The 18,750-nt window shown below is 62.1% G+C and carries 17 protein-coding genes and 1 pseudogene; 10 read left to right on the forward strand and 8 right to left on the reverse strand.

The window, feature by feature from the left end; all coding sequences use genetic code 11:
• Nucleotides 1-126 precede the first annotated feature (126 nt).
• Together GIW28_RS22295 and adeC are read left to right on the forward strand one after the other, a co-directional pair.
• A complete protein-coding gene (locus GIW28_RS22295) occupies nt 127-921 on the forward strand; it encodes a helix-turn-helix transcriptional regulator (RefSeq protein ID WP_026013880.1) in 795 nt (264 codons plus the stop codon).
• Nucleotides 921-2,417, forward strand: coding sequence for an AdeC/AdeK/OprM family multidrug efflux complex outer membrane factor (adeC, locus tag GIW28_RS22300; protein WP_236447684.1), 1,497 nt, complete (start codon nt 921-923; stop codon nt 2,415-2,417). The genes GIW28_RS22295 and adeC overlap by 1 nt, the downstream gene beginning before the upstream one ends.
• 53 nt (nt 2,418-2,470) lie before the next feature.
• On the opposite strand, the gene GIW28_RS22305 is transcribed toward adeC, so the two are convergent.
• The 5 genes from GIW28_RS22305 to GIW28_RS22325 all read right to left on the reverse strand — a co-directional run bounded on the left by GIW28_RS22305 (nt 2,471) and on the right by GIW28_RS22325 (nt 7,037).
• A complete protein-coding gene (locus GIW28_RS22305; protein ID WP_177034826.1) occupies nt 2,471-3,364 on the reverse strand; it encodes a pyridoxamine 5'-phosphate oxidase family protein in 894 nt (297 codons plus the stop codon).
• A 76-nt stretch (nt 3,365-3,440) separates the two neighbouring features.
• Entirely contained in the window at nt 3,441-4,328 is an 888-nt protein-coding gene (locus tag GIW28_RS22310; protein ID WP_236447685.1) for a LysR family transcriptional regulator, read from the reverse strand.
• Nucleotides 4,328-5,248 carry a LysR family transcriptional regulator gene (locus GIW28_RS22315; RefSeq protein WP_017139575.1) on the reverse strand — a complete coding sequence of 307 codons (921 nt, stop codon included), beginning with the start codon at nt 5,246-5,248 and terminating at the stop codon, nt 4,328-4,330. The genes GIW28_RS22310 and GIW28_RS22315 overlap by 1 nt, the downstream gene beginning before the upstream one ends.
• A gap of 178 nt (nt 5,249-5,426) precedes the next feature.
• Complete coding sequence (locus tag GIW28_RS22320) at nt 5,427-6,059, reverse strand: glutathione S-transferase family protein (protein WP_017139576.1); 633 nt, start codon at nt 6,057-6,059, stop codon at nt 5,427-5,429.
• A 105-nt stretch (nt 6,060-6,164) separates the two neighbouring features.
• Nucleotides 6,165-7,037, reverse strand: coding sequence for a LysR family transcriptional regulator (locus GIW28_RS22325; protein WP_138450273.1), 873 nt, complete (start codon nt 7,035-7,037; stop codon nt 6,165-6,167).
• A 123-nt stretch (nt 7,038-7,160) separates the two neighbouring features.
• On the opposite strand from GIW28_RS22325, the pseudogene GIW28_RS22330 reads away from it, so the two are divergent.
• The 3 genes and pseudogenes from GIW28_RS22330 to GIW28_RS22340 all read left to right on the forward strand — a co-directional run.
• Nucleotides 7,161-7,277: pseudogene (locus GIW28_RS22330) on the forward strand (hypothetical protein); the annotation flags it as partial.
• Nucleotides 7,278-7,330: 53 nt separating this feature from the next.
• Complete coding sequence (locus tag GIW28_RS22335) at nt 7,331-8,104, forward strand: glucose 1-dehydrogenase (RefSeq protein ID WP_236448083.1); 774 nt, start codon at nt 7,331-7,333, stop codon at nt 8,102-8,104.
• A gap of 13 nt (nt 8,105-8,117) precedes the next feature.
• Complete coding sequence (locus GIW28_RS22340) at nt 8,118-9,164, forward strand: L-idonate 5-dehydrogenase (protein WP_138450272.1); 1,047 nt, start codon at nt 8,118-8,120, stop codon at nt 9,162-9,164.
• A 203-nt stretch (nt 9,165-9,367) separates the two neighbouring features.
• Here GIW28_RS22340 and GIW28_RS22345 read toward each other — a convergent pair whose 3' ends face one another.
• A complete protein-coding gene (locus tag GIW28_RS22345; RefSeq protein ID WP_017139579.1) occupies nt 9,368-10,162 on the reverse strand; it encodes an ABC transporter permease in 795 nt (264 codons plus the stop codon).
• Complete coding sequence (locus GIW28_RS22350; protein WP_236448082.1) at nt 10,159-10,842, reverse strand: ABC transporter ATP-binding protein; 684 nt, start codon at nt 10,840-10,842, stop codon at nt 10,159-10,161. The genes GIW28_RS22345 and GIW28_RS22350 overlap by 4 nt, the downstream gene beginning before the upstream one ends.
• Nucleotides 10,843-11,015: 173 nt before the next feature.
• Between GIW28_RS22350 and GIW28_RS22355 the strand changes: the two genes are divergently transcribed.
• On the forward strand, nt 11,016-12,221 hold the full coding sequence (locus GIW28_RS22355; protein ID WP_236459114.1) for a DUF1835 domain-containing protein: 1,206 nt from the start codon (nt 11,016-11,018) through the stop codon (nt 12,219-12,221).
• A 7-nt stretch (nt 12,222-12,228) separates the two neighbouring features.
• Here the strand turns inward: GIW28_RS22355 and GIW28_RS22360 are convergent, their stop codons facing one another.
• Complete coding sequence (locus GIW28_RS22360) at nt 12,229-12,750, reverse strand: hypothetical protein (RefSeq protein ID WP_017139582.1); 522 nt, start codon at nt 12,748-12,750, stop codon at nt 12,229-12,231.
• Between the two features lie 194 nt (nt 12,751-12,944).
• On the opposite strand from GIW28_RS22360, the gene GIW28_RS22365 reads away from it, so the two are divergent.
• From GIW28_RS22365 to GIW28_RS22380, 4 genes are read left to right on the forward strand one after another with little or no spacing between them, the layout of a single operon-like run.
• Nucleotides 12,945-13,628, forward strand: coding sequence for a fimbrial biogenesis chaperone (locus GIW28_RS22365; protein ID WP_178111066.1), 684 nt, complete (start codon nt 12,945-12,947; stop codon nt 13,626-13,628).
• A gap of 23 nt (nt 13,629-13,651) precedes the next feature.
• Nucleotides 13,652-14,635: a fimbrial protein gene (locus GIW28_RS22370; RefSeq protein ID WP_026013883.1), complete on the forward strand. Its 984-nt coding sequence runs from the start codon at nt 13,652-13,654 to the stop codon at nt 14,633-14,635.
• Nucleotides 14,636-14,694: 59 nt separating this feature from the next.
• A complete protein-coding gene (locus GIW28_RS22375; protein ID WP_138450264.1) occupies nt 14,695-17,493 on the forward strand; it encodes an ATP-binding protein in 2,799 nt (932 codons plus the stop codon).
• Entirely contained in the window at nt 17,480-18,673 is a 1,194-nt protein-coding gene (locus GIW28_RS22380) for an EAL domain-containing response regulator (RefSeq protein WP_017139586.1), read from the forward strand. Before GIW28_RS22375 ends, GIW28_RS22380 begins: the two co-directional genes overlap by 14 nt.
• The last annotated feature ends 77 nt before the right edge of the window (nt 18,674-18,750 follow it).

An 18,750-nucleotide genomic window follows, 5' to 3' on the forward strand; every position in this document is an offset into this window, starting at 1 on the left:
CTATGGCTAAATAAAATCTCGAACGCCGAATGACGCTGAAGAAGAGTCACGTTCAAGGAGTACGGGCCGCCCCACACAGACCCAGGGCACCCGTTGACGGTTTTCGACATCAAGGATGAGATGGCTATGAGTCTGACTTCTAGTATTGGCGGCGCCCACAGCCCGCAGTTCTACGCCGAAATGGGTGAATTGATTTCAAACAGCGGCCAGGAAAATTTCGCCGCCAACATGCTGCATCTGGTGGATAAATGGGTGCCGATTCACTTGGTCGACCTGAGTGAATGGACCCTCGACGAACTGCGTGACAGCGCGATCGATATTCAGCTGCTGGGCAGCGCCGGGTTGAAAAAACACCTGCTGGCGCCCCAGCCCGTACATGCGTTGAACGACCACCCGCTGCTACGGGAAATGCTGCGCATGCAAGACCCGTTGCTGATCCAGATGAAGGCCAAGGCCAACAGCGCACACCCACGTGGCACCTCGCACCAGTGCAACCTGGTCTCGCGCCAGGGCAACCGACGCTGCGTGATTTCGTTCTACCGCCCGCCGACCCAGCAAGGCTTTTCCCTGGCAGAACTGTCGTTTCTCAAGTGCTTGTCGGACACCCTGTTGCCGTTGATGGAACGGCATGCGCGGATTTTGCGCCAGGCCCCTCACAGCCAGGCCGAACCAGCCCACAGCCAGCTGGAACAGTCACAGTTGCAGCGCGAGTTCTACAAGCGCCTGTCCCTCAGCGATATCACCCTGTCGGCGCGTGAGCAGGAGGTGTGCCTGGGCCTGTTGACCGGCGGCACCGTGCCGCAAATGGCGGAAAAACTCAGCGTGAAAAACAGCTCGATCGAAACCTACCTCAAGCGTGCCGCCGCCAAACTGGGCGTCAGCGGGCGCCATGGCCTGGCCAAATGGATGGTTGGCGCCTGATGAAAAAATTCACCCTCACCACCGTTGGCATGGCCTGGGTGCTCAGCGGTTGCTCGCTGATCCCCGAGTATCAGCGGCCCGCTGTGCCGGTGCCGGCGCAGTACCCACAAGGCGGGGTCTACAGCCTGGCGCAAGCCGGCACTGTGGCGGTCGAGCCGGACTGGCAGCAGCTGTTCCACGACCCGGCGCTGCAACAGCTGATTGGCGCAGCACTGGCCAATAACCGCGACCTGCGGGTAGCGGCGCTGAATGTGCAGGCGTTTCAGGCGCAGTACCGCATCCAGCGAGCGGACCTGTTCCCGGCGATATCGGCCAGCGGCGCCGGCAAACGCCAGAAAGTACCGGGCGATCTGACCGGCACCGGCAAGTCGGCGATCACTTCCAACTATTCGGCCACCCTGGGCCTGAGTGCCTATGAGCTGGATCTGTTCGGACGGGTGCGCAGCCTCAGCGAGCAGGCGATGCTCACGTATCTGGGCACCGAAGAGGCGCGGCGCAGCGCGCAACTGAGCCTGGTGGCCAACGTCGCCAATGCCTACCTGACCTGGCGCGCCGACCAGGAGCTGCTGACCCTGGCGCAACAAACCCTGACCGCCAACGACCACAGCTGGCAGCTCACCAGCCGCAGCAAAACCGCGGGCAAGGCCTCGGCACTGGATGTGGTGCAAGCCCGCACGGCAGTAGAAAGCACCCGCGCCAGCGTGGCCCGCTATGAGCGCCAGGTCGCGCAGGATGTCAACAATCTGGCCCTGCTGGTGGGCGGCCCGGTGGATGAAAACCTGCCGTCGCGCCCGCTCGCTGATGACCTGGTGGCGCGCCTGCCCGCAGGCTTGCCCTCCGACCTGCTGCAACGGCGCCCGGATATCCTCCAGGCCGAATACCAACTGCAAGCCGCCAACGCCAATATCGGCGCGGCGCGGGCAGCATTTTTTCCGTCGGTGACGCTCACCGCCAACGCCGGCAGCACCAGCAAGGAGCTGTCGGGGCTGTTCAAGGGTGGCGCGGGCACCTGGACCTTCCAGCCGCAAATCAACCTGCCGATCTTCAACGCCGGCAGCCTGCGCGCCAGCCTCGACTACGCCAAACTGCAGAAAGACATTACGGTGGCGCAGTACGAAAAATCCATTCAAACGGCGTTTCAGGAAGTCGCCGACGGCCTCGCCGCCCGGCAAACCTTTAACGACCAGTTGGACGCGCAACGGGATTTCGTCGCCGCCAACCAGGCCTATTACGACCTGGCCCAGCACCGCTACCGCAGCGGTGTGGACAGCAACCTGACGTTCCTCGATGCGCAGCGTTCCTTGTTCAGTTCGCAGCAGGCGCTGATTGTCGATCGGCTGGCGCAACTGGTCGCGGAGGTGAACCTGTACACGGCTCTGGGCGGCGCCTGGAGCGTCAACCCATTGATTTCGCTGACTGATCGTTCCCGCGCTCCGCGTGGGAACGCATCCCGTGACGCTCCGCGTCACAGCTCACAAGGCTCACATAAGCGCTGACATCGGGACGCGGAGCGTCCGGGGCGGCATTCCCACGCAGAGCGTGGGAACGATCAGTTCTGCCAGCGCAACGCCAATGCCGCCGGGCGGCGTATGACCTGCTCCACCGTTACTGTCCACAGCCGTTGGGCGCCCTCGAACCTGGCCACTTCAGGCCCGTCGAGGATCAGCGAAGTGCGCCCGGCAACCTGCAACACATCGCCCGACTCAAAATCAATAAACAGCAACCCCGCCACCGGGTTGAGCTGCAAATTGCCCAGGGTATTGAAGAACAGGTTGCCGGCAAAATCCGGGATGGTCAGCACGTCACCCTCAACCCGCACAAACCCCGTATTACCGCCTCTGTGTGAAACGTCCACCGAGCGTGCGCCATCCACGTCGGCGTAGCTGGCGACGAAGAAAGTGTCGGCGCTGCGGATCAACATTTGTGCCGCAGCGTCCAGGCTGTTGAGGCGCTCGACCGTGGTGCCGGGCTTGCGGGCGATGCCGTCGACGGGCCGCAACTGGATGTATTTGGGGCAGTTGCCATAGGTGTGCACCACATCGACCGAAAAACCTTCGTGGTCCAAACCACCGATGCGGCCGTTCATGCGGTTGCGGCGCCGGGTGTTGAGGTCAATGCCGAGCAAACCCACGCTGGCACCTAAGTGCAAGGCGCCAAGCGCCGGGTCGCTTTTGGACGGCAAACTGTCGATCTGCAAGGTGTGTGGGTCGGGTGAATGCGCAAAGCCCGGCGCGCCTTCAAGCATGGTCGCCCAGGGAATGCCCTGGGGATCCACTACGCCGAGCATCAGGTAGGGCAACAGCGGGTAGAAGTCGCGATGCTGCTCCGGCAAGTGATCGCGAATCACCTTGAGCCCGACCACGGCCATGCGCTCAGCCGCACCAGCGCTTGCTTGCAGGTGCCGTTCGCCGGCATGCCAGGGAGATTGTTCGACTGGGTTCATGTTGAGCACCTCAGGTTGGATGCGCCCATGCTGCGCCCCACCTGCCAACGTGAGAATGCCCACACTTGGCAATCCACTATTTCACCGACTGAAATGCCGGATGCTCACGCAGCGCCGCCACACAGTGGTCGACAAAACTGCGTACGCGCATCGGTGCGTTGCGGCCCTCGCGGTACACCACATGCACCGGCAACGGTGGCTGTTCAAAGTCAGGCAACACACGGCGCAACTGGCCGCTCTGCAGGTGCTGGTGCAGCGGGTAACTCACGCAACGAATCACCCCCGCACCCTGCACCGCCGCATTGATTGCACCTTGCACGCTGGCACAGCTCAAGCGCGCGCGGGCCTTGAGCTGCAAGCCTTGAAAATCCCAGGCCACCAGGTCGGCACTGGCAATCAGCCGATGCTTTTTAAGCTCGCTCGGATGTCGGGGTTCGCCATGGGCGGCGAGGTAATCGGGGCTGGCGCAGAGGATATGCCGCACCTGCCCCACCGGCCGAGCGATCAGCGATGAATTGGGCAATTCGCCGACCAGGATCGCCACATCCAGCCCCTCTTCGTGCAGGTTCGGGTAGTAGTCGTGGTAGCGCGCCACCAGGCGGACGTCGGGGTAGTTGTCCATATAGCTGGCCAATACCGGCGCCATCACATAACGGCTGAACAGAAACGGCAAGAACACCTGCAAATTGCCCTGGGCCTGCACGTGCAAGCCCTTGGCTGAAGCCTCGGCGGTCTCGACGGCTGCCAGCAACCGCACGCAATCGGCCAGATAGGCGCTGCCCGCTTCGGTCAGGCTCACGCCGCGTGTGCTGCGTTGCAACAACGGCACCCGCAGGCGGGCTTCCAGGCGAGCAACCGCACGGATCAGGGTCGGGCCGGAAACCTGGGCCTGGCGCGCCGCCGAAGCCAGGCTGGGCTGATCAGCCAGCGCTGCAAACAGCTGCATGTCGCGATAGCGTTCCATCAGCCGCGGCGCTTCATCGCCGGGTTCAGGGCAGCGTCCTGCCCGAGGCGATGGGTGAGGAAGTCCACAAAGGTATGGACCTTGGCCGGTACGCGGCCGCTTTTCTGGAACACCACCTGGATCGGCAGCGGTGGCGGTTCAAAAGCCTCCAGCACAACCTCCAACTCCCCCGCCGCCACCGCTGCCGCGACCTGATAAGACAGCACCCGCGTCATGCCCCAACCCAGGCGCGCCAGGTTGATCGCCGCATTATTTGCCGTGACCACCAGACGCGGCTCGATGGGTACCGTCAACGGCTGCCCGGCGTCGACGAACGCCCATTCACTTACCAGCTGGCTGGAGGATGACGTGACGATCTTGGCTTCACGCAACTGCTCAGGCCGTTGCGGCCGACCGTGCTGGTCGAGGTAACCGGGCGATGCACACACCACCCGGCGCACTTCCCCGACCTTTATGGCCTGCTGTCCAAGTTCTTGCAGATGACCGATACGCACGGCCACATCGACGCCTTCGTCGGTCATGTTAACCACACGGTCGACCAGTAAGGCGGTGATATTTACCAAGGGAAAGCGGTCCAGGTAATCCCCCAGCACCGGCGCCACATACAGCTCGCCGAACAGCACCGGCGCGGTCACCGTCAGGTGGCCGCCGGGGATGGAGTAGCTGCCCGCCGCCGCTTCCTCGGCTTCATCGAGCTCGGCCAGGATGCGTCGGCAATCTTCCAGGTAACGTTGGCCGGCTTCGGTCAGGTGCAGGCTGCGGGTGGTGCGTGCCAGCAACTGCGTGCCGATACGCTGTTCCATGGCGGCAATCGCTCGGGTGACGCTGGGCGGCGAGGTTTTCAGGCGCCGCGCAGCGGCAGCGAAGCCCTCCTCCTCGGCCACCGCCAGGAATACCTGCATCTCATGAAATCGATCCATCGGCACGCCTTCTCATTAGCTGAAAACTACTCACCCGTGGCGAGGGAGCTTGCTCCCGCTGGGGCGCGCAGCGGCCCCCAAAAAAATGACCGCGTATTGCCTGAATTAATGCGCTGCCCTTATTGGGGCTGCTGCGCAGCCCAGCGGGAGCAAGCTCCCTCGCCACAGGGGGTTCACATTACTTTGCTTGCAGACCCACGGCGCTGCGCGGCATGCCGACAAACCCCGGCAACGCCTCGATGCGAGCAAGCCAGGCACGCACTTGAGGGTAGTCGGCCAACGACACATTGCCTTCCGGCGCGTGGGCCACGTAGGTGTAGAACGCCACATCGGCGATGCTCGGCTGCTCACCGACCAAAAAGCGGCTTTGGCTCAGTTGTTCGTCCACCAGCTTGAGCAGCGCATGGGAACGGCTGATGGCCGCGACGGTATCGACTTCGGCACCAAACACCACCGCCAACCGCGCAGCAGCGGGCCCGGCGTGCAGTTGGCCGGCAGCCGCCGACAACCAGCGCTGCACGCGAGCCTGGCCGACAGGGTCGCTCGGCAGCCACTGGCCGTTGCCATATTGGTTGGCGAGGTACACCAGAATCGCGTTGGAGTCGGCCAACACCGTGCCGTTATCGTCAATCACCGGCACCTGGCCAAAGCGGTTGAGGTGGGCGATAAAGTCCGGCGCTTTTTGCGCGCCTTGCTTGAGGTCGACCAGGATAAATTCACTGGGCAAGCCCAGCAACGACAACATCAGCTCGACCCGGTGTGAGTGGCCGGACAAGGGGAAACCATAAAGCTTGATCGCAGGCTGGGACATGAGAGGCTCCAAAAGTGGGGGTGTTGACGCCACACATACTCCACCGCTGCCCTGATCGATGGAATCACCAGACTTTACAATCGAGCATTTCACTCGATGAAACAATCACTCGCCAAACAATTCCACGATCAGGTTGAACAAGGTGGTCTTCACCGCATTGTCCAACTCGGTCCAGGCCAACCCCGTGGTGGCCTGAAACCCACCCAGTTGCAAAGGCCGCGACACGCAATTGACTGGCAACGCCCGCGCCGCCTGCTGCGGCAACACGCCGATGCCCAACCCGGCGGAGACCAGCGCGAGCATGGTGGTGAACTCACCCAGTTCGCTGGCGATGTCCAAGGGCATGCCGACGGCCTGGATAAACTCATCGTAGAACCCCGGCGCGTAACGCCTGGCGAGGATATACACCGGCCACGTGAGCAGGTCGGCAGGCTGGATGGACTCCAGGGCCGCCAAAGGGTGGTCCATCGGCAGCGCCACGCAGAAACTCTCACGCAAGACCGCACGGGTCTGCACGCCGGGGTGGGCGGCCGGCAAGCGCATCAGGCCGAAATCCAGTTGGCCATTCTTTAACGCGGCGGCTTGGTCGGGGCCGGGCATGTCCTTGAGTTCCAGTTCGATACGCGGGTAACGCTGATGCACCGCGCGGATCAGTTGCGGCAGCAATTGCGGCAATACCGAGGACACAAACCCCAGGCGCACCCGGCCGATTTCACCGCGGTGGGATGCCCGCGCCGCCTCTGCCGCCCGAGCGGCCTGGTGCAAGGTGGCCTGGGCCTCAGGCAAGAACGCCCGCCCCGCTTCGGTGAGTGTGACCGAGTGGCGGTTACGATCCAGCAGGCGCACGCCCAAGCCGCTTTCCAGCACCTTGATCTGCATGCTCAGCGCCGGCTGCACGATCGACAACTGCGCCGCTGCCCGACCGAAATGCAGCTCCTGGGCGAGCACCACAAAGGCGCGCAAGTGCTTTAACTCCATTAAATTCTCTCAGCTATCAGAAACGGTTATCACAAACGGTGATCACCCGATCACAAATGAAAATTGGACGCTGCCCAGCGCCTGGGGTGAAGTAAGCCCAATTCATACACGATATGACGGGACGTGGCCTATAACAATCCGAACACGGACCCCACGTATCTGCTGCTGGTCGCGCTGGTCACGATTATTGGATAGATATTGTTGATCACCCACCGCAAGGTCCATCCCTTTGTCGCCCTGGAGTTCATCATGCTGCTGTCGTTGGTAGTGTGAAGCGTTAGGAGAGGTAGCTCATGCAAAGCGTTCTAGACAACTTCCGCCTCGATGGCCGGCTGGCGCTGGTCACCGGCTCCAGTACCGGTATCGGCCTGGCGATTGCCCGCGGCCTGGCCCAGGCCGGGGCGCAGGTGGTGCTCAACGGGCGCAACCGCAGCACCTTGCGCGATGCGGCGGCGCTGCTGGCGGCCGAAGGGTTGACGGTGCACACCCAGGCGTTTGACGTGACCGACAGCACGGCGATCCAGGCCGCCGTGGCGGACATCGAAGCGCGCCTCGGCCCGCTGGAGATCCTGGTGAACAACGCCGGCATGCAACGGCGTGGGCCGCTGGAGGACTACAGCGAGCAGCACTGGCGCGAGTTGATCAGCACCAATCTGGACAGCGCCTTTCTGGTTGGCCAGGCCGTGGCGCGGGCGATGATCCCGCGCAAGCGCGGGCGCATTATCAATATTTGTTCGGTGCAAAGTGAGCTGGGCCGCCCCGGCATCGCGCCGTATGCGGCCAGCAAAGGCGCGCTGAAGATGCTCACCAAGGGCATGGCCATCGATTGGGGCCCGCATGGGTTGACGGTCAATGGCATCGGCCCCGGTTATTTCAAGACGGAGTTGAACGCCAACCTGGTGGCCAACCCCGAGTTCAGCGACTGGCTGGTGCAACGCACACCGAGTCGCCGCTGGGGCGACGTGGCCGAACTGGCCGGTGCCGCCGTGTTCCTTGCCAGTGACGCTGCCAGCTTCGTCAACGGCCATATTCTGTACGTCGACGGTGGTATCACCGCGTCGCTGTAAACCGGAGAACTGTATGCACGCTATCGTTTGTCACGCCTCCAAAGACCTGCGGGTCGACCCCCAGGACGAACCGCAATCCCTGGCCCCCGATCAACTGCGCGTGCGCATTGCGCGTGGCGGCATCTGCGGTTCGGACCTGCATTACTACCAGCACGGCGGCTTCGGCACCGTGCGCCTGCGCGAGCCGATGGTGCTCGGCCACGAAGTGTCAGCGGTGATTGATGCCGTGGGTGCGGACGCCGGGCTGTTCAAGGTCGGCCAGCGCATCAGCGTATCGCCCTCGCGCCCGTGCGGCGGTTGCCGCTACTGCCATCAAGGCCTGCCGAATCACTGCCTGAATATGCGTTTCTACGGCAGTGCGATGCCGTTTCCGCATATTCAGGGCGCGTTTCGCCAGAGCCTGGTGATCGAGACGCATCAGGCACATCGGCTGGCCGACCACGTGAGCCTGGCCGAAGGTGCGCTGGCCGAGCCGTTGTCCGTGGGTTTACACGCGATTCAACGCGCCGGCGCGGTGTTCGGCAAACGCGTGCTGGTGACCGGCTGCGGCCCGATCGGCAACCTGCTGATTGGCAGTTTGCGGGCTGCCGGGGCGGGTGAAATCGTCGCCGTGGACCTGTCTGCCAGCGCCCTCGCCTGCGCCGAAAAAATGGGCGCCACGCGCACCCACAACATTGCCGACGGCGCGGAGGCACTCAAGCGCTACACCGCCGAAAAGGGCTATTTCGAGGTAATGTTCGAAGTCTCCGGAAGCGCCCAGGCCTTGCGCAATGGCCTGGAATGCATCGCGCCACGGGGTGTGCTGGTGACGGTCGGACTCGGCGGCGATGTGTCGTTGCCATTGAACCTGCTGGTGAGCCGCGAGATCGACTTGCGCGGCACCTTCCGCTTTCACAGCGAGTTTGCCCAGGCGGTGGATTTGCTCAATCGCGGGATCATTGATGTGAAGCCAGTGATCTCCCACACGGTGCCGTTTGAACAGGCGGTGCAGGCGTTTGAACTGGCGGCGGACAAGACCCAGGCGATGAAAGTGGTGCTGGATTTTGGTGTGGCTGACTGAGCTTGATTCACCGTTGTGGCGGCCTTCTGGCAGGCCGGGGCCCGGTCAAATGTGGGAGCTGGCTTGCCTGCGATTGCATCACCTACGTGTACCTGATGTACCGAGGTGTCCGTATCGCAGGCAAGCCAGCTCCCACAGAAAAGCGCCATGTGGGTTGAGCAGCGGGCATCAGGTGACGGAACGGCCAGACCAGCACCTGAGGTTCAAGCGCGCTCTTCAAGCCGATCGCGCAAAAACCGATGGCTGTTGGAAAACAACCGACGGTAGGTGAGCAGCACCGCACCTACCGTGCCCAAGGCCGAGGAGGCGGCGATCAGAAACATGATCACGATCTGGTAACGCACCGCGTCCACCGGGCTTTCGCCGGCCAGTACCTGGCCAGTCATCATGCCGGGCAGGCTGACGATGCCGACCACGGTCATCTGGTTCAGCGTCGGGATCATCCCGGCGCGCACGGCCTGGCGGATCGCCTCCTGGGCAGCCTCCCAGCGTGAACCGCCCAGTGCCAGGATCATCTCGATGGTGTTGCGCCCCGAGGTCAGTTCCTGGGTCATGCGCTCAATGCCCAAGGACACGCCGGTGAGGGTATTACCGAGGATCATGCCGAGGATCGGAATCGCATACTGCGGCTCGTACCACGGATGGATACGGATCACCGCAAACAACCCCACCGCCGTGACCAGCCACGAACTGCCCCACACCGACAGAATGCTGTCGACCCGTTGCCCACGGTAAGTGCGGCGCCCACGCCCCGCTGCGGATAACCCGGCGATCAAAGTCATCGCACACATCAGCGGCAGCACCACATACCAGTAGGCAAACTCGAACACCCAACCCAGCAGGTAACCGATGGCCAGCAATTGCACCACGGTACGCACGGCCGCCCACAGCAATTGGCGGCCCAGGCCCAGACGCAGCAACAGCGACAGCGCGCCGTTAATGAGGATCAGCGAGGCGGCGATGCCCATGTCCAATGCCGTGAGGTTTTGATAGTTCATGGCTGGGCGGCTCCGCTCAGGACACCGGCACTCATGTGCAGGTGAATGGCGCTCATGCGCCGGGCCTGGTCGAGGTCGTGGGATACCCAGATATAGGCGCGGGCATTGTCGGCGGCATACCAGGCGCTGATCAGTGCCTCGACATCGCGCGAGGACGTGGGGTCGAGGGCGGCCGTCGGTTCATCCAGCAACAGCACTTCGGGGTTCAGTTGCAAGGTGCGGATCAGTGACACCACCTGGGATTCACCACCGGACAGGTCGCCGGCGTTTTTGCCCAGGAAGTCCGGGCTTTTACCGGCATGTTCCAGCAGTTTGGTCACCGCTTGCAGGTCGAAGCTGCGCGTGTGCAGGGTCTTGAGGCTGAACGGGAAACGCAGGTTGTCCTCCACCGTGCCCGCCAGCAGCGCCGGGCGTTGCGACAGGTAGCTGATGTGGCTGCGATAGTGGGGAATCTGCGCATTTGCGATCGGCTGGTTGTTCCACAGGATCTGCCCCGACGTGGGCGCATCCAGCAACGCCAGCGCGCGCAGGAACACGCTTTTACCGGAGCCGGAGGAGCCGGTGATGGACACACGGTCGGCGCGTTTCAGGCTGAAATCCGTGGGTTGCAGCAACGCCACTTGGCGCCTCTCGTCCCTGCGCGTGAGGGCGCGGGTTTCGATCAATACGGTGTCGGTCATCAACTCGTACTCGGCTTAACGGCTTGCAATCGACTACTCCACTGCCTATATTTCGTGCCTGGCGCACTCCACGCCACCTTCCGCGGAAAGGGCTGCGCCCAGGATCCTGACTGAATATCACATTTCTACGACTCCCAACCTGAAAGCGGAAAAGGTTTGTGCAAGGAGATCGTATGTCGCAACGCCTCTTATCCTCGACTACCGACGGCCGCCTCAACCTTGAGCAACAGCGCAAGCGCGCCAAGGAACTGTTGCCACGCCTGAAAACCCTCGATCCGCACGCCACCTTGTCCCAGGCCCAATGGCAGGTCGCCAGGCAGCTGGGTTTCAGCAGTTGGCCCAAACTCAAGGCGCATGTCGACGCCATCGACTTCGCCGCCCGCCACCCGGACTTTGCTGCCAGCGATGAAGCCCGCACCACCCACTGGCGCTGTGGCAGTGACATTGCCCACAGCCTGCAACTGGCCGGGTTCAAGGGGCAGTTCCGCATGCTCACCGATCCGTTATGCATGGGGCCGGTGCGCGACCTGCCCAGTGAAGATTTCCGCGCGATGCGCAGTGCCTTTATCAGCCAGGCCTTTGCCCTGGACGCTGCTGAAGTAACCCACCGCGTCAATGATGAATACGACCACCTGCAGGCCCTGGCCAGCGCCGCTCACAGCGTGCTGTGGTGCGAAGCGGACGCCTATGATCAGCTGTTTCTGGTCCGCGCGCTGGCCGGTCTTGAGCGCGCGCCGAAAAAGCTCGAGCTGATCGAAGTCGACCGTATTCCGGGTGTCGAACGCTTTATCGGCATCGGCCAGCTGGCGCCCGATGTATTGGCGTGGTTGTGGCCCCAACGACGCTTGATCGATGACGCAGCGGTGCAACTGGCCCGACAGGCCTGGGCGGCTTACTGCGACAGCTCGCCGGTCAAGCTTGCGCAACTGGCCCACGGCAACCACCCGGCCCTGCCCTTTCTAGCCAACGCGTTGCTGCGCCAGTTGCAGGAGTTGCCCGGTATTGAGGATGGCCTGTCACTGACTGAACGCTTGTCGCTGCGCTACATCGCCGAGGCCGGGCCGGTGCCGTTCGGCCGGGTGTTCGCCGAACTGATGGCCAAGCGTGAGCCGCTGCCGTTCCTGGGCGACATGATGTTCCACTCGTTGTTGCGGCCATTGATCGACGGCCCGAACCCCTTGCTGGTCGAAACCGCGACCGAACGCGACTGGCCGCGCCGCGAACTGGCATTGACGCCACTGGCGCACCAAGTGCTGGGCGGCGAGGCTTATTGGTTGGACCACGCCGGGCATGAGCGCTGGGTCGGCGGCGTGTGCCTCAAGCCTGGCCAACCGCATTGGGCACTGGCCCACAACAGCCTGCCGGTGTGGCGCACCTGAGGCCGGCTCAGCGCTTGGGCGATAAACCGACGGCGCACGCCATCACTGCCGGGTCGCCCAGGTAAACGCTACGCGCAGCCGTCGAGGGTGCAGCGACCCGGCTGTCGACAGCGCGCAACATCGGTCGCTCAACCGTCGGCAGACTATGCAGGGGGTCGACAATCTCCATGCAGCGGCGCAGGGAGTTGAAATCCGGCGACTGCGACAGTGACAGGTGCAAGGTCTGGCTCACCGACACCGACACCACCGAGCTCTGTGCGCATTGCCCGTCGTAGATCAGCGTATGGCGAATCAATGGGTTGTCATGGCAGTACTTCAACAGGTTGACCTGCCGCGAACGCACCAGCGCCGTATTGATGACCAACAGGTCGAATGCCACGCAACCGGAGCGCGTCAACGCCTGCAATTCGTCGAACGAACTCAAGGGGGCGATGCGGTGGTAGCCCAGCTGGTTGAGCATTTTCTCCAGCTTGATCCGCTGCAGCAGGTCTGCATCGGCAATCAGAAGGCGTAAGGCTTTATTGGACATAGGGTAAACCTGACAGTTGGGCATCAGCGTCGATCATTCAACGTCGAACACGGTAACTGTCGGGGCTCGAACATGCCTTTAAGGCGATTCTGAAACGGGCGCTGCACGCTTTTAAGAATCGCCTCAAAGCCCTCGCACTCACCCGCCCCTACCATGGCTGCGTTCCCACACGTTGCCATGGAATTTTTGTGTTCATGTTTTTACTCAGAATGATGCTGCTGGCCGGCGGGCTGCTGGTGCTCGCGCCACCGCCAGCCAGCGCGGCGCTGAAGATCGAAGGCACACGCCTGATTTATTACGGCCAGGACAAGGCCGCCGGCATCAGCGTGGTCAACCCGGCCTCACAGCAAGTGGTGGTGCAAACCTGGATCACCAGCGAGGACGAATCAGCCGACAGCCCCGTGCCGTTTGCTGCCACCGAGCCGTTGGTGCAACTGGGCGCCGGCGAGCATCACAGGCTGCGCATCTTGTATGCCGGTGAAGGTCTGCCCGCCGATCGCGAATCGCTGTTCTGGCTCAATATCATGGAGATTCCGCTCAAATCCGCCGACCCCAACAGCGTGCAGTTTGCGATACGCCAACGGCTCAAGCTGTTCTATCGGCCACCGGCGCTCAAGGGTGGCTCGGCCGAGGCGCTGCAGCAGTTGGTGTGGAGCCGCGATGATCACAGCGTCATCGCCCACAACCCAAGCGCATTCCACCTGTCGTTGATCAATGTGCAGACGGACACCCAGCAGCTCAGCGACTACCTGCTGCTCAAACCCCTTGAGAGCAAGCGCCTGAGTACAGCGACTGCTTTACCTACAGGATCCACCCTTCACTTCACCGACATCAACGATATCGGTTTGCAGGCCCGCCATAGCGCGGTGCTCAAGTGATCAATCGCGGGAAACTTGCATTTATGTCTCTCACCAAACGTTTACTGCCCCTTCTACTGTGCGGCTGCGCGGCCCTTCCTGCCACAAGCTATGCACTGTCGTGCGTGGAAGATGGCAGCGGCGCCTATGTCGATATCAACCCGCTTGGCACCTCATTGGCGGTTGCGGCTGATGCACCGGACGGTACGATCATCTGGGAGTCGGGCCCACGCTCCACGAATGTGTTGTGCAAGGACGACCGCAACCACGGCCGCGAAGAAGTGTATTTCTACGTCAACCCGGCCAACGTCAGCATCGGCCAAGGCATCCGCGTAGGCATCCGCTACAACAACGCACCCATCACCCAAAGCACCGGTAAGGTCGGCACCGGTTTTTACTCGGACCGCGGTTGCAACTGGTCCAATTGCACAGGCTGGGACAAAGCGCGCTTTACCCTGAACTTCAGTGTATTCATCGAAAAATACGGCAAGACACCGCCCAGCGGTCAAGCCAGCACCCTGGCTCAATATCGCGTGTTCCAACTCGACGGCGTACGCGGGCTCAACACCAACCCCAACAGCAACCTCAACTACATCGTCACCGGCATGAACGACATCCGCTTCGTGCCCTGCGCGCCCGAACTGACCATTACCCCCAGTGTCGTCAACTTCCCCACCCCATCACGCAAGGCGCAGGTCGGCGCCGTGGCCAGCACCGCGAACTTCAACCTCAGCCTGCGCAAAGTCTGTGACACGCCCTACACCGTCAATGCACGCTTCGCCACCACCCCGGGTGGCGGCAGTGTCATCAACGGCTTGCTGGTGCCGGCCAACAACAGCTCGGTGGGCATCTCATTGTCTCGCGCCGACAGCGATCAGCGCCTGCCCTTCAATGACTGGTTTACGTTGCAGACACTGATGGGCTCCGGCCAGGCACGCAATGATTTTCGCGCCGACCTGAGCTGGCGCACCCTGCCGATTCCGGGGGCTTTCGAAGCCGCAGTGGTGGTGGACATGTTTTACAAGTAGCCGACGACTTTAAGGATCGTCTTATGCCGTTGGCATTGATATGCCACTACTCTGCGCCGATGCGATTGAAAAGTTACCTGCTCCAGATCAACCCCGTCCTCTCCCGACCCGAAGCAGCCAGAAGGCTGCTTCGTATTTTTGCGAGCGTGCTGCTCGTGGGCATCCTGAGCGGGGTCTATACCTTTCTGCTGTCGACCTTCAACAACGACATCTCCCAGCGCCGCGGCTACATGAGCAGCGCCATCGCCGAAGCCCATACTTTTTTCACCAACCGCGAGGCGCTGCTGCAAAGCCTGAGCCTGTCGGCGGTGCGCAAACAGTCCAGGCTCTACCCCTCCTCCGAGGAAGAACAACACCTGGAACTGGGCAACACACCCGGCAACCAGTGGAGCATCTGGCTGACCGCACGCATGCGCGACTACCTCAAGGCCAAGCAGCTCAACCTGCTGTATGTGAACGCCGGCCCCAGCCCACAGGTGACGCGGCTGTACGACGCCACCGCGCAGGTACTGCCGATTTCCAAGTGCATGCTCAACCGCCTCAAGGCCCTGCAGCACAGCGACCCGGCCACACTTAACGAGTTGTGGCTGAGCGACAACACCGAAGGCCATTCGCACCTCTACATTTTCATCCGCCTCGACGAGCGCGACCCTGAGTCCGGCTGGCTGGGCCTTGAGATGGAAAGTCGTGAAGTGTCTTCAACCCTCAGCGACCAAAGTGCCGGTGAGTTCATGATGCTCAACTCCCAGGGCATGTTGGTGTTTACCAACAGCACCGACACCCAGCTCAAGCAACAACATTTGCGGCCCGGCGAAGAAAGCTTTTTCGGCTTTGTCGGCAACGGTTTGCTGCCCGACCACCTGGTGATTCGCAAGCACTTGAAGTCTTCGGAATGGCAACTGATGTATTCCATCGACCTGCGCGCGGTGGTCACCGGCCTGTGGAAACAGCTGCTCGGCTCGCTGCTGTTCTGCCTGATGAGCCTCACGCTGATCTGGCTGGTGATGCGCCGCGTCGACCAGCGTTTCATTATTCCGTCGATCCATCGCATCCAGGCGTTGATCGAAAGCGAAGCCTTTGGCCGCGATGTGATTCAGATCGCGCCCGTGGCCCTTTGCGTGCTGCGCCGCACCGACGGCCAGGTGGTGCTGGAAAACACCCTGGCCCAGCAATGGTTGGGCAACGGCCCGGAGCGCGAGGCACTGCGGGCCGGCTGGATCGAGCAAGCCTTCGCCCAAGGCCCATGCGAACGCAGTGATTACTTTGAAACCATCGACGGCCGCCACCTGTACCTGAGCAGTGCCCCCACCCGCTATAAAGGCGAGGACGTGCTGTTTTGCGCGTTCAGCGATATCAGTGCGCGCAAGCAAGTCGAAGCAGCGCTGGAAGAAGCACGCCACTCGGCGGACGCTGCCAACGCCGCCAAGACCCTGTTCCTGGCAACCATGAGCCATGAAATCCGCACGCCGCTGTATGGCGTGCTCGGCACCCTCGAATTGCTGGCGCGCACGCAACTGGATGCCCAGCAAAGGGACTACCTGCACGCCATCGAAGGCTCGTCGTCGACCTTGTTGCAGTTGATCTGCGATGTGCTCGATGTGTCGAAGATCGAAGCCGGGCAGCTGGCGCTGGAAATGAGCGAGTTTTCACCGCTGGATCTGGTCCACGAAATCATTCAGGGCTATGCCGCAGCCGCCCAAGGCAAGGGCTTGCAGTTGTATGCCTGCTTCGACCCGAAGCTGCCCGAAAGGTTGATCGGCGACGTGACGCGCATTCGCCAGATTCTGAATAACCTGCTCAATAATGCGGTGAAGTTCACCGACTACGGCCGCGTGGTATTGCGGGTAAAGGTACTGGGCCGTGACGGTGAACGCTCCAGCCTGTTGTGGCAGGTCTCGGACACCGGCAAAGGCATCGCCCAGGAAGACCAGGCGATGATTTTCGAACCGTTTTACCAGAGTGAAGGCAACACCAATGTGGTCGCCGGCACCGGCCTGGGCCTGCCGATCTGTCAGCGCCTGACCGAATTGATGAACGGCAACATCCGCATGGTCAGCGAGTTGGGCCTGGGCAGCAGTTTCAGCCTGATCCTGCCGCTGGAAGAAGCGCCGACCACGCCGATGACCGCGCTGTTGGCCGAGACCATCTATGTAGCGTCGCCGATCCCGGAACTGGCCAACTCCGTCAGCGGCTGGCTGCGCCGCTGGGGTGCCAGGGCCCAGGCCGGCCTGCCGACGTTGCCGGACACGCATCTGCTGCTGCAAGTGCACCCCGGCAGCGTCGACCCATTGCTGGCGCCCGAATGGCCGGGGCCGGTGATTCACGTGAGCAGTAATGCCTGCACCGCCGTGGAAGCCGAGGCCGGCGCCTGGCACGTCAACCTCAACCACCTGGGTGCGATTCATCAGGCCGTGAGCCAGGCGCAAGGGCTGTGGGTGGCCCGTGCCGATGAGCAAACACGCCAGCGCGACCTGAACAAACTCAACCTGCACTTGCTGGTAGCCGAGGACAACATCATCAACCAGCTGATTTTGCGTGACCAACTCGAAGAACTCGGCTGCACCGTGGAGCTCGCGGCCGATGGTCAGGAAGCGTTGCAGCTGTACACCGCCGGTAGCTTCGACGTGGTGTTGACGGACGTGAACATGCCCCACATCAACGGCTATGAACTGGCACGCGAACTGCGCCGCCAAGGCTGCCCGTTGCCGATTATCGGGGCCACCGCCAACGCCATGCGCGGCGAGGCCGACCTGTGCCTGGCCGCCGGCATGAACCATTGCCTGGTCAAACCCTTTGCGTTGCGGGCTCTATTCAACTCCCTGGCGCCTTATGCACGGATCACCCATGAAGCCCCTTAGTATTTTGATTGTTGAGGACCATCCCCTGCAGCACATCTACCTGCAGCACTTGCTCAGTGAGTTGGGGGATTTCAGGCTGGAAACCGCCGAGGACGGCAAAGAAGCGCTGGAGCGTTTACGCCAGCGCGATTTCGACCTGGTACTGACCGACCTGCTGATGCCCGGCATGGACGGCGTGCAATTTATCCAGTGCCTGGCCAACTTGCGCAGCAAGCCGGCCCTGGCGATCATGAGCGCCGCCTCGCGGCGCATGCTGATGGCAGCCAGCCTGGTGGCGAAAAACCTCGATGTGGAAGTGATCGGGCTGATCTCCAAGCCCGTTAACGCCGAAGCCTTACGCAATCTGGTCGATCAGCTCAGGAACACGGTGCGCAAGCCCTCCCCCGAACTGCCCGAGCACATGGACATCGACCGCCATACGCTGGTGCAGGCCATGAGCAGCGGCCAGTTGCAGGCCTGGTTCCAACCAAAAAAATCCCTCGCCAACGGGCGCATCGTCGCCGCCGAAGCCCTGGTGCGCTGGATGCACCCCGAGCAAGGCGTGATGCTGCCGGCCGCGTTCCTGCCGGCGATCAAGGCCTTCGAGCTGGAAGAACGGCTGTTGTGGCTGGTACTCAAACAGGCGATTCACGCCCAGGAGCAGTGGCGCCAACGCGGCTATGAAATCCCGGTGGCGATCAACCTGCCCACCCACCTGCTCAACAGCCATGACCTGGCGGACCGCCTGCTGGAGTTTGTGCTGCACCACGACGGCATTCCCGGAATGATCTGCTTCGAGTTGATGGAATGCTCGGTGCCACAGGACATCAGCAACTTCTACGCCGGGGCCTGCCGCTTGCGCATCAAAGGCTTCGGCTTGTCCCAGGATGATTTTGGCAAGGGCTACAGCTCATACCTCAACCTCGTCTCAACGCCGTTTACCGAACTGAAGATCGACCAGGCATTGGTGCAGGGCAGCCATGACAACGAAGGCATCGCCCAGGCGCTGGCGAGCATCATCGCGCTGGGCCGCAAGCTCGGCCTGACAGTGGTCGCCGAAGGTGTGGAAACGCCTGCGCAATTGGCGCTGCTGCGCAAAATCGACTGCAATCAGGTGCAGGGTTTCCTGATCTCCCACGCGGTGTCTTCGGACCAATTTCAGCAACTACTGAACAATGATGGCCCCGCGACATCTCACTAGCTGGAGGCCCCGGATTATTTGCCCTTTATAAAGCGCAAGCTCCATCCAGTGCCGATTTGTCCTGCGCCTGCGGAAAC

It is taken from the genome of Pseudomonas sp. PA-5-4B (assembly GCF_021606215.1).
GTDB lineage: Bacteria > Pseudomonadota > Gammaproteobacteria > Pseudomonadales > Pseudomonadaceae > Aquipseudomonas > Aquipseudomonas edaphica.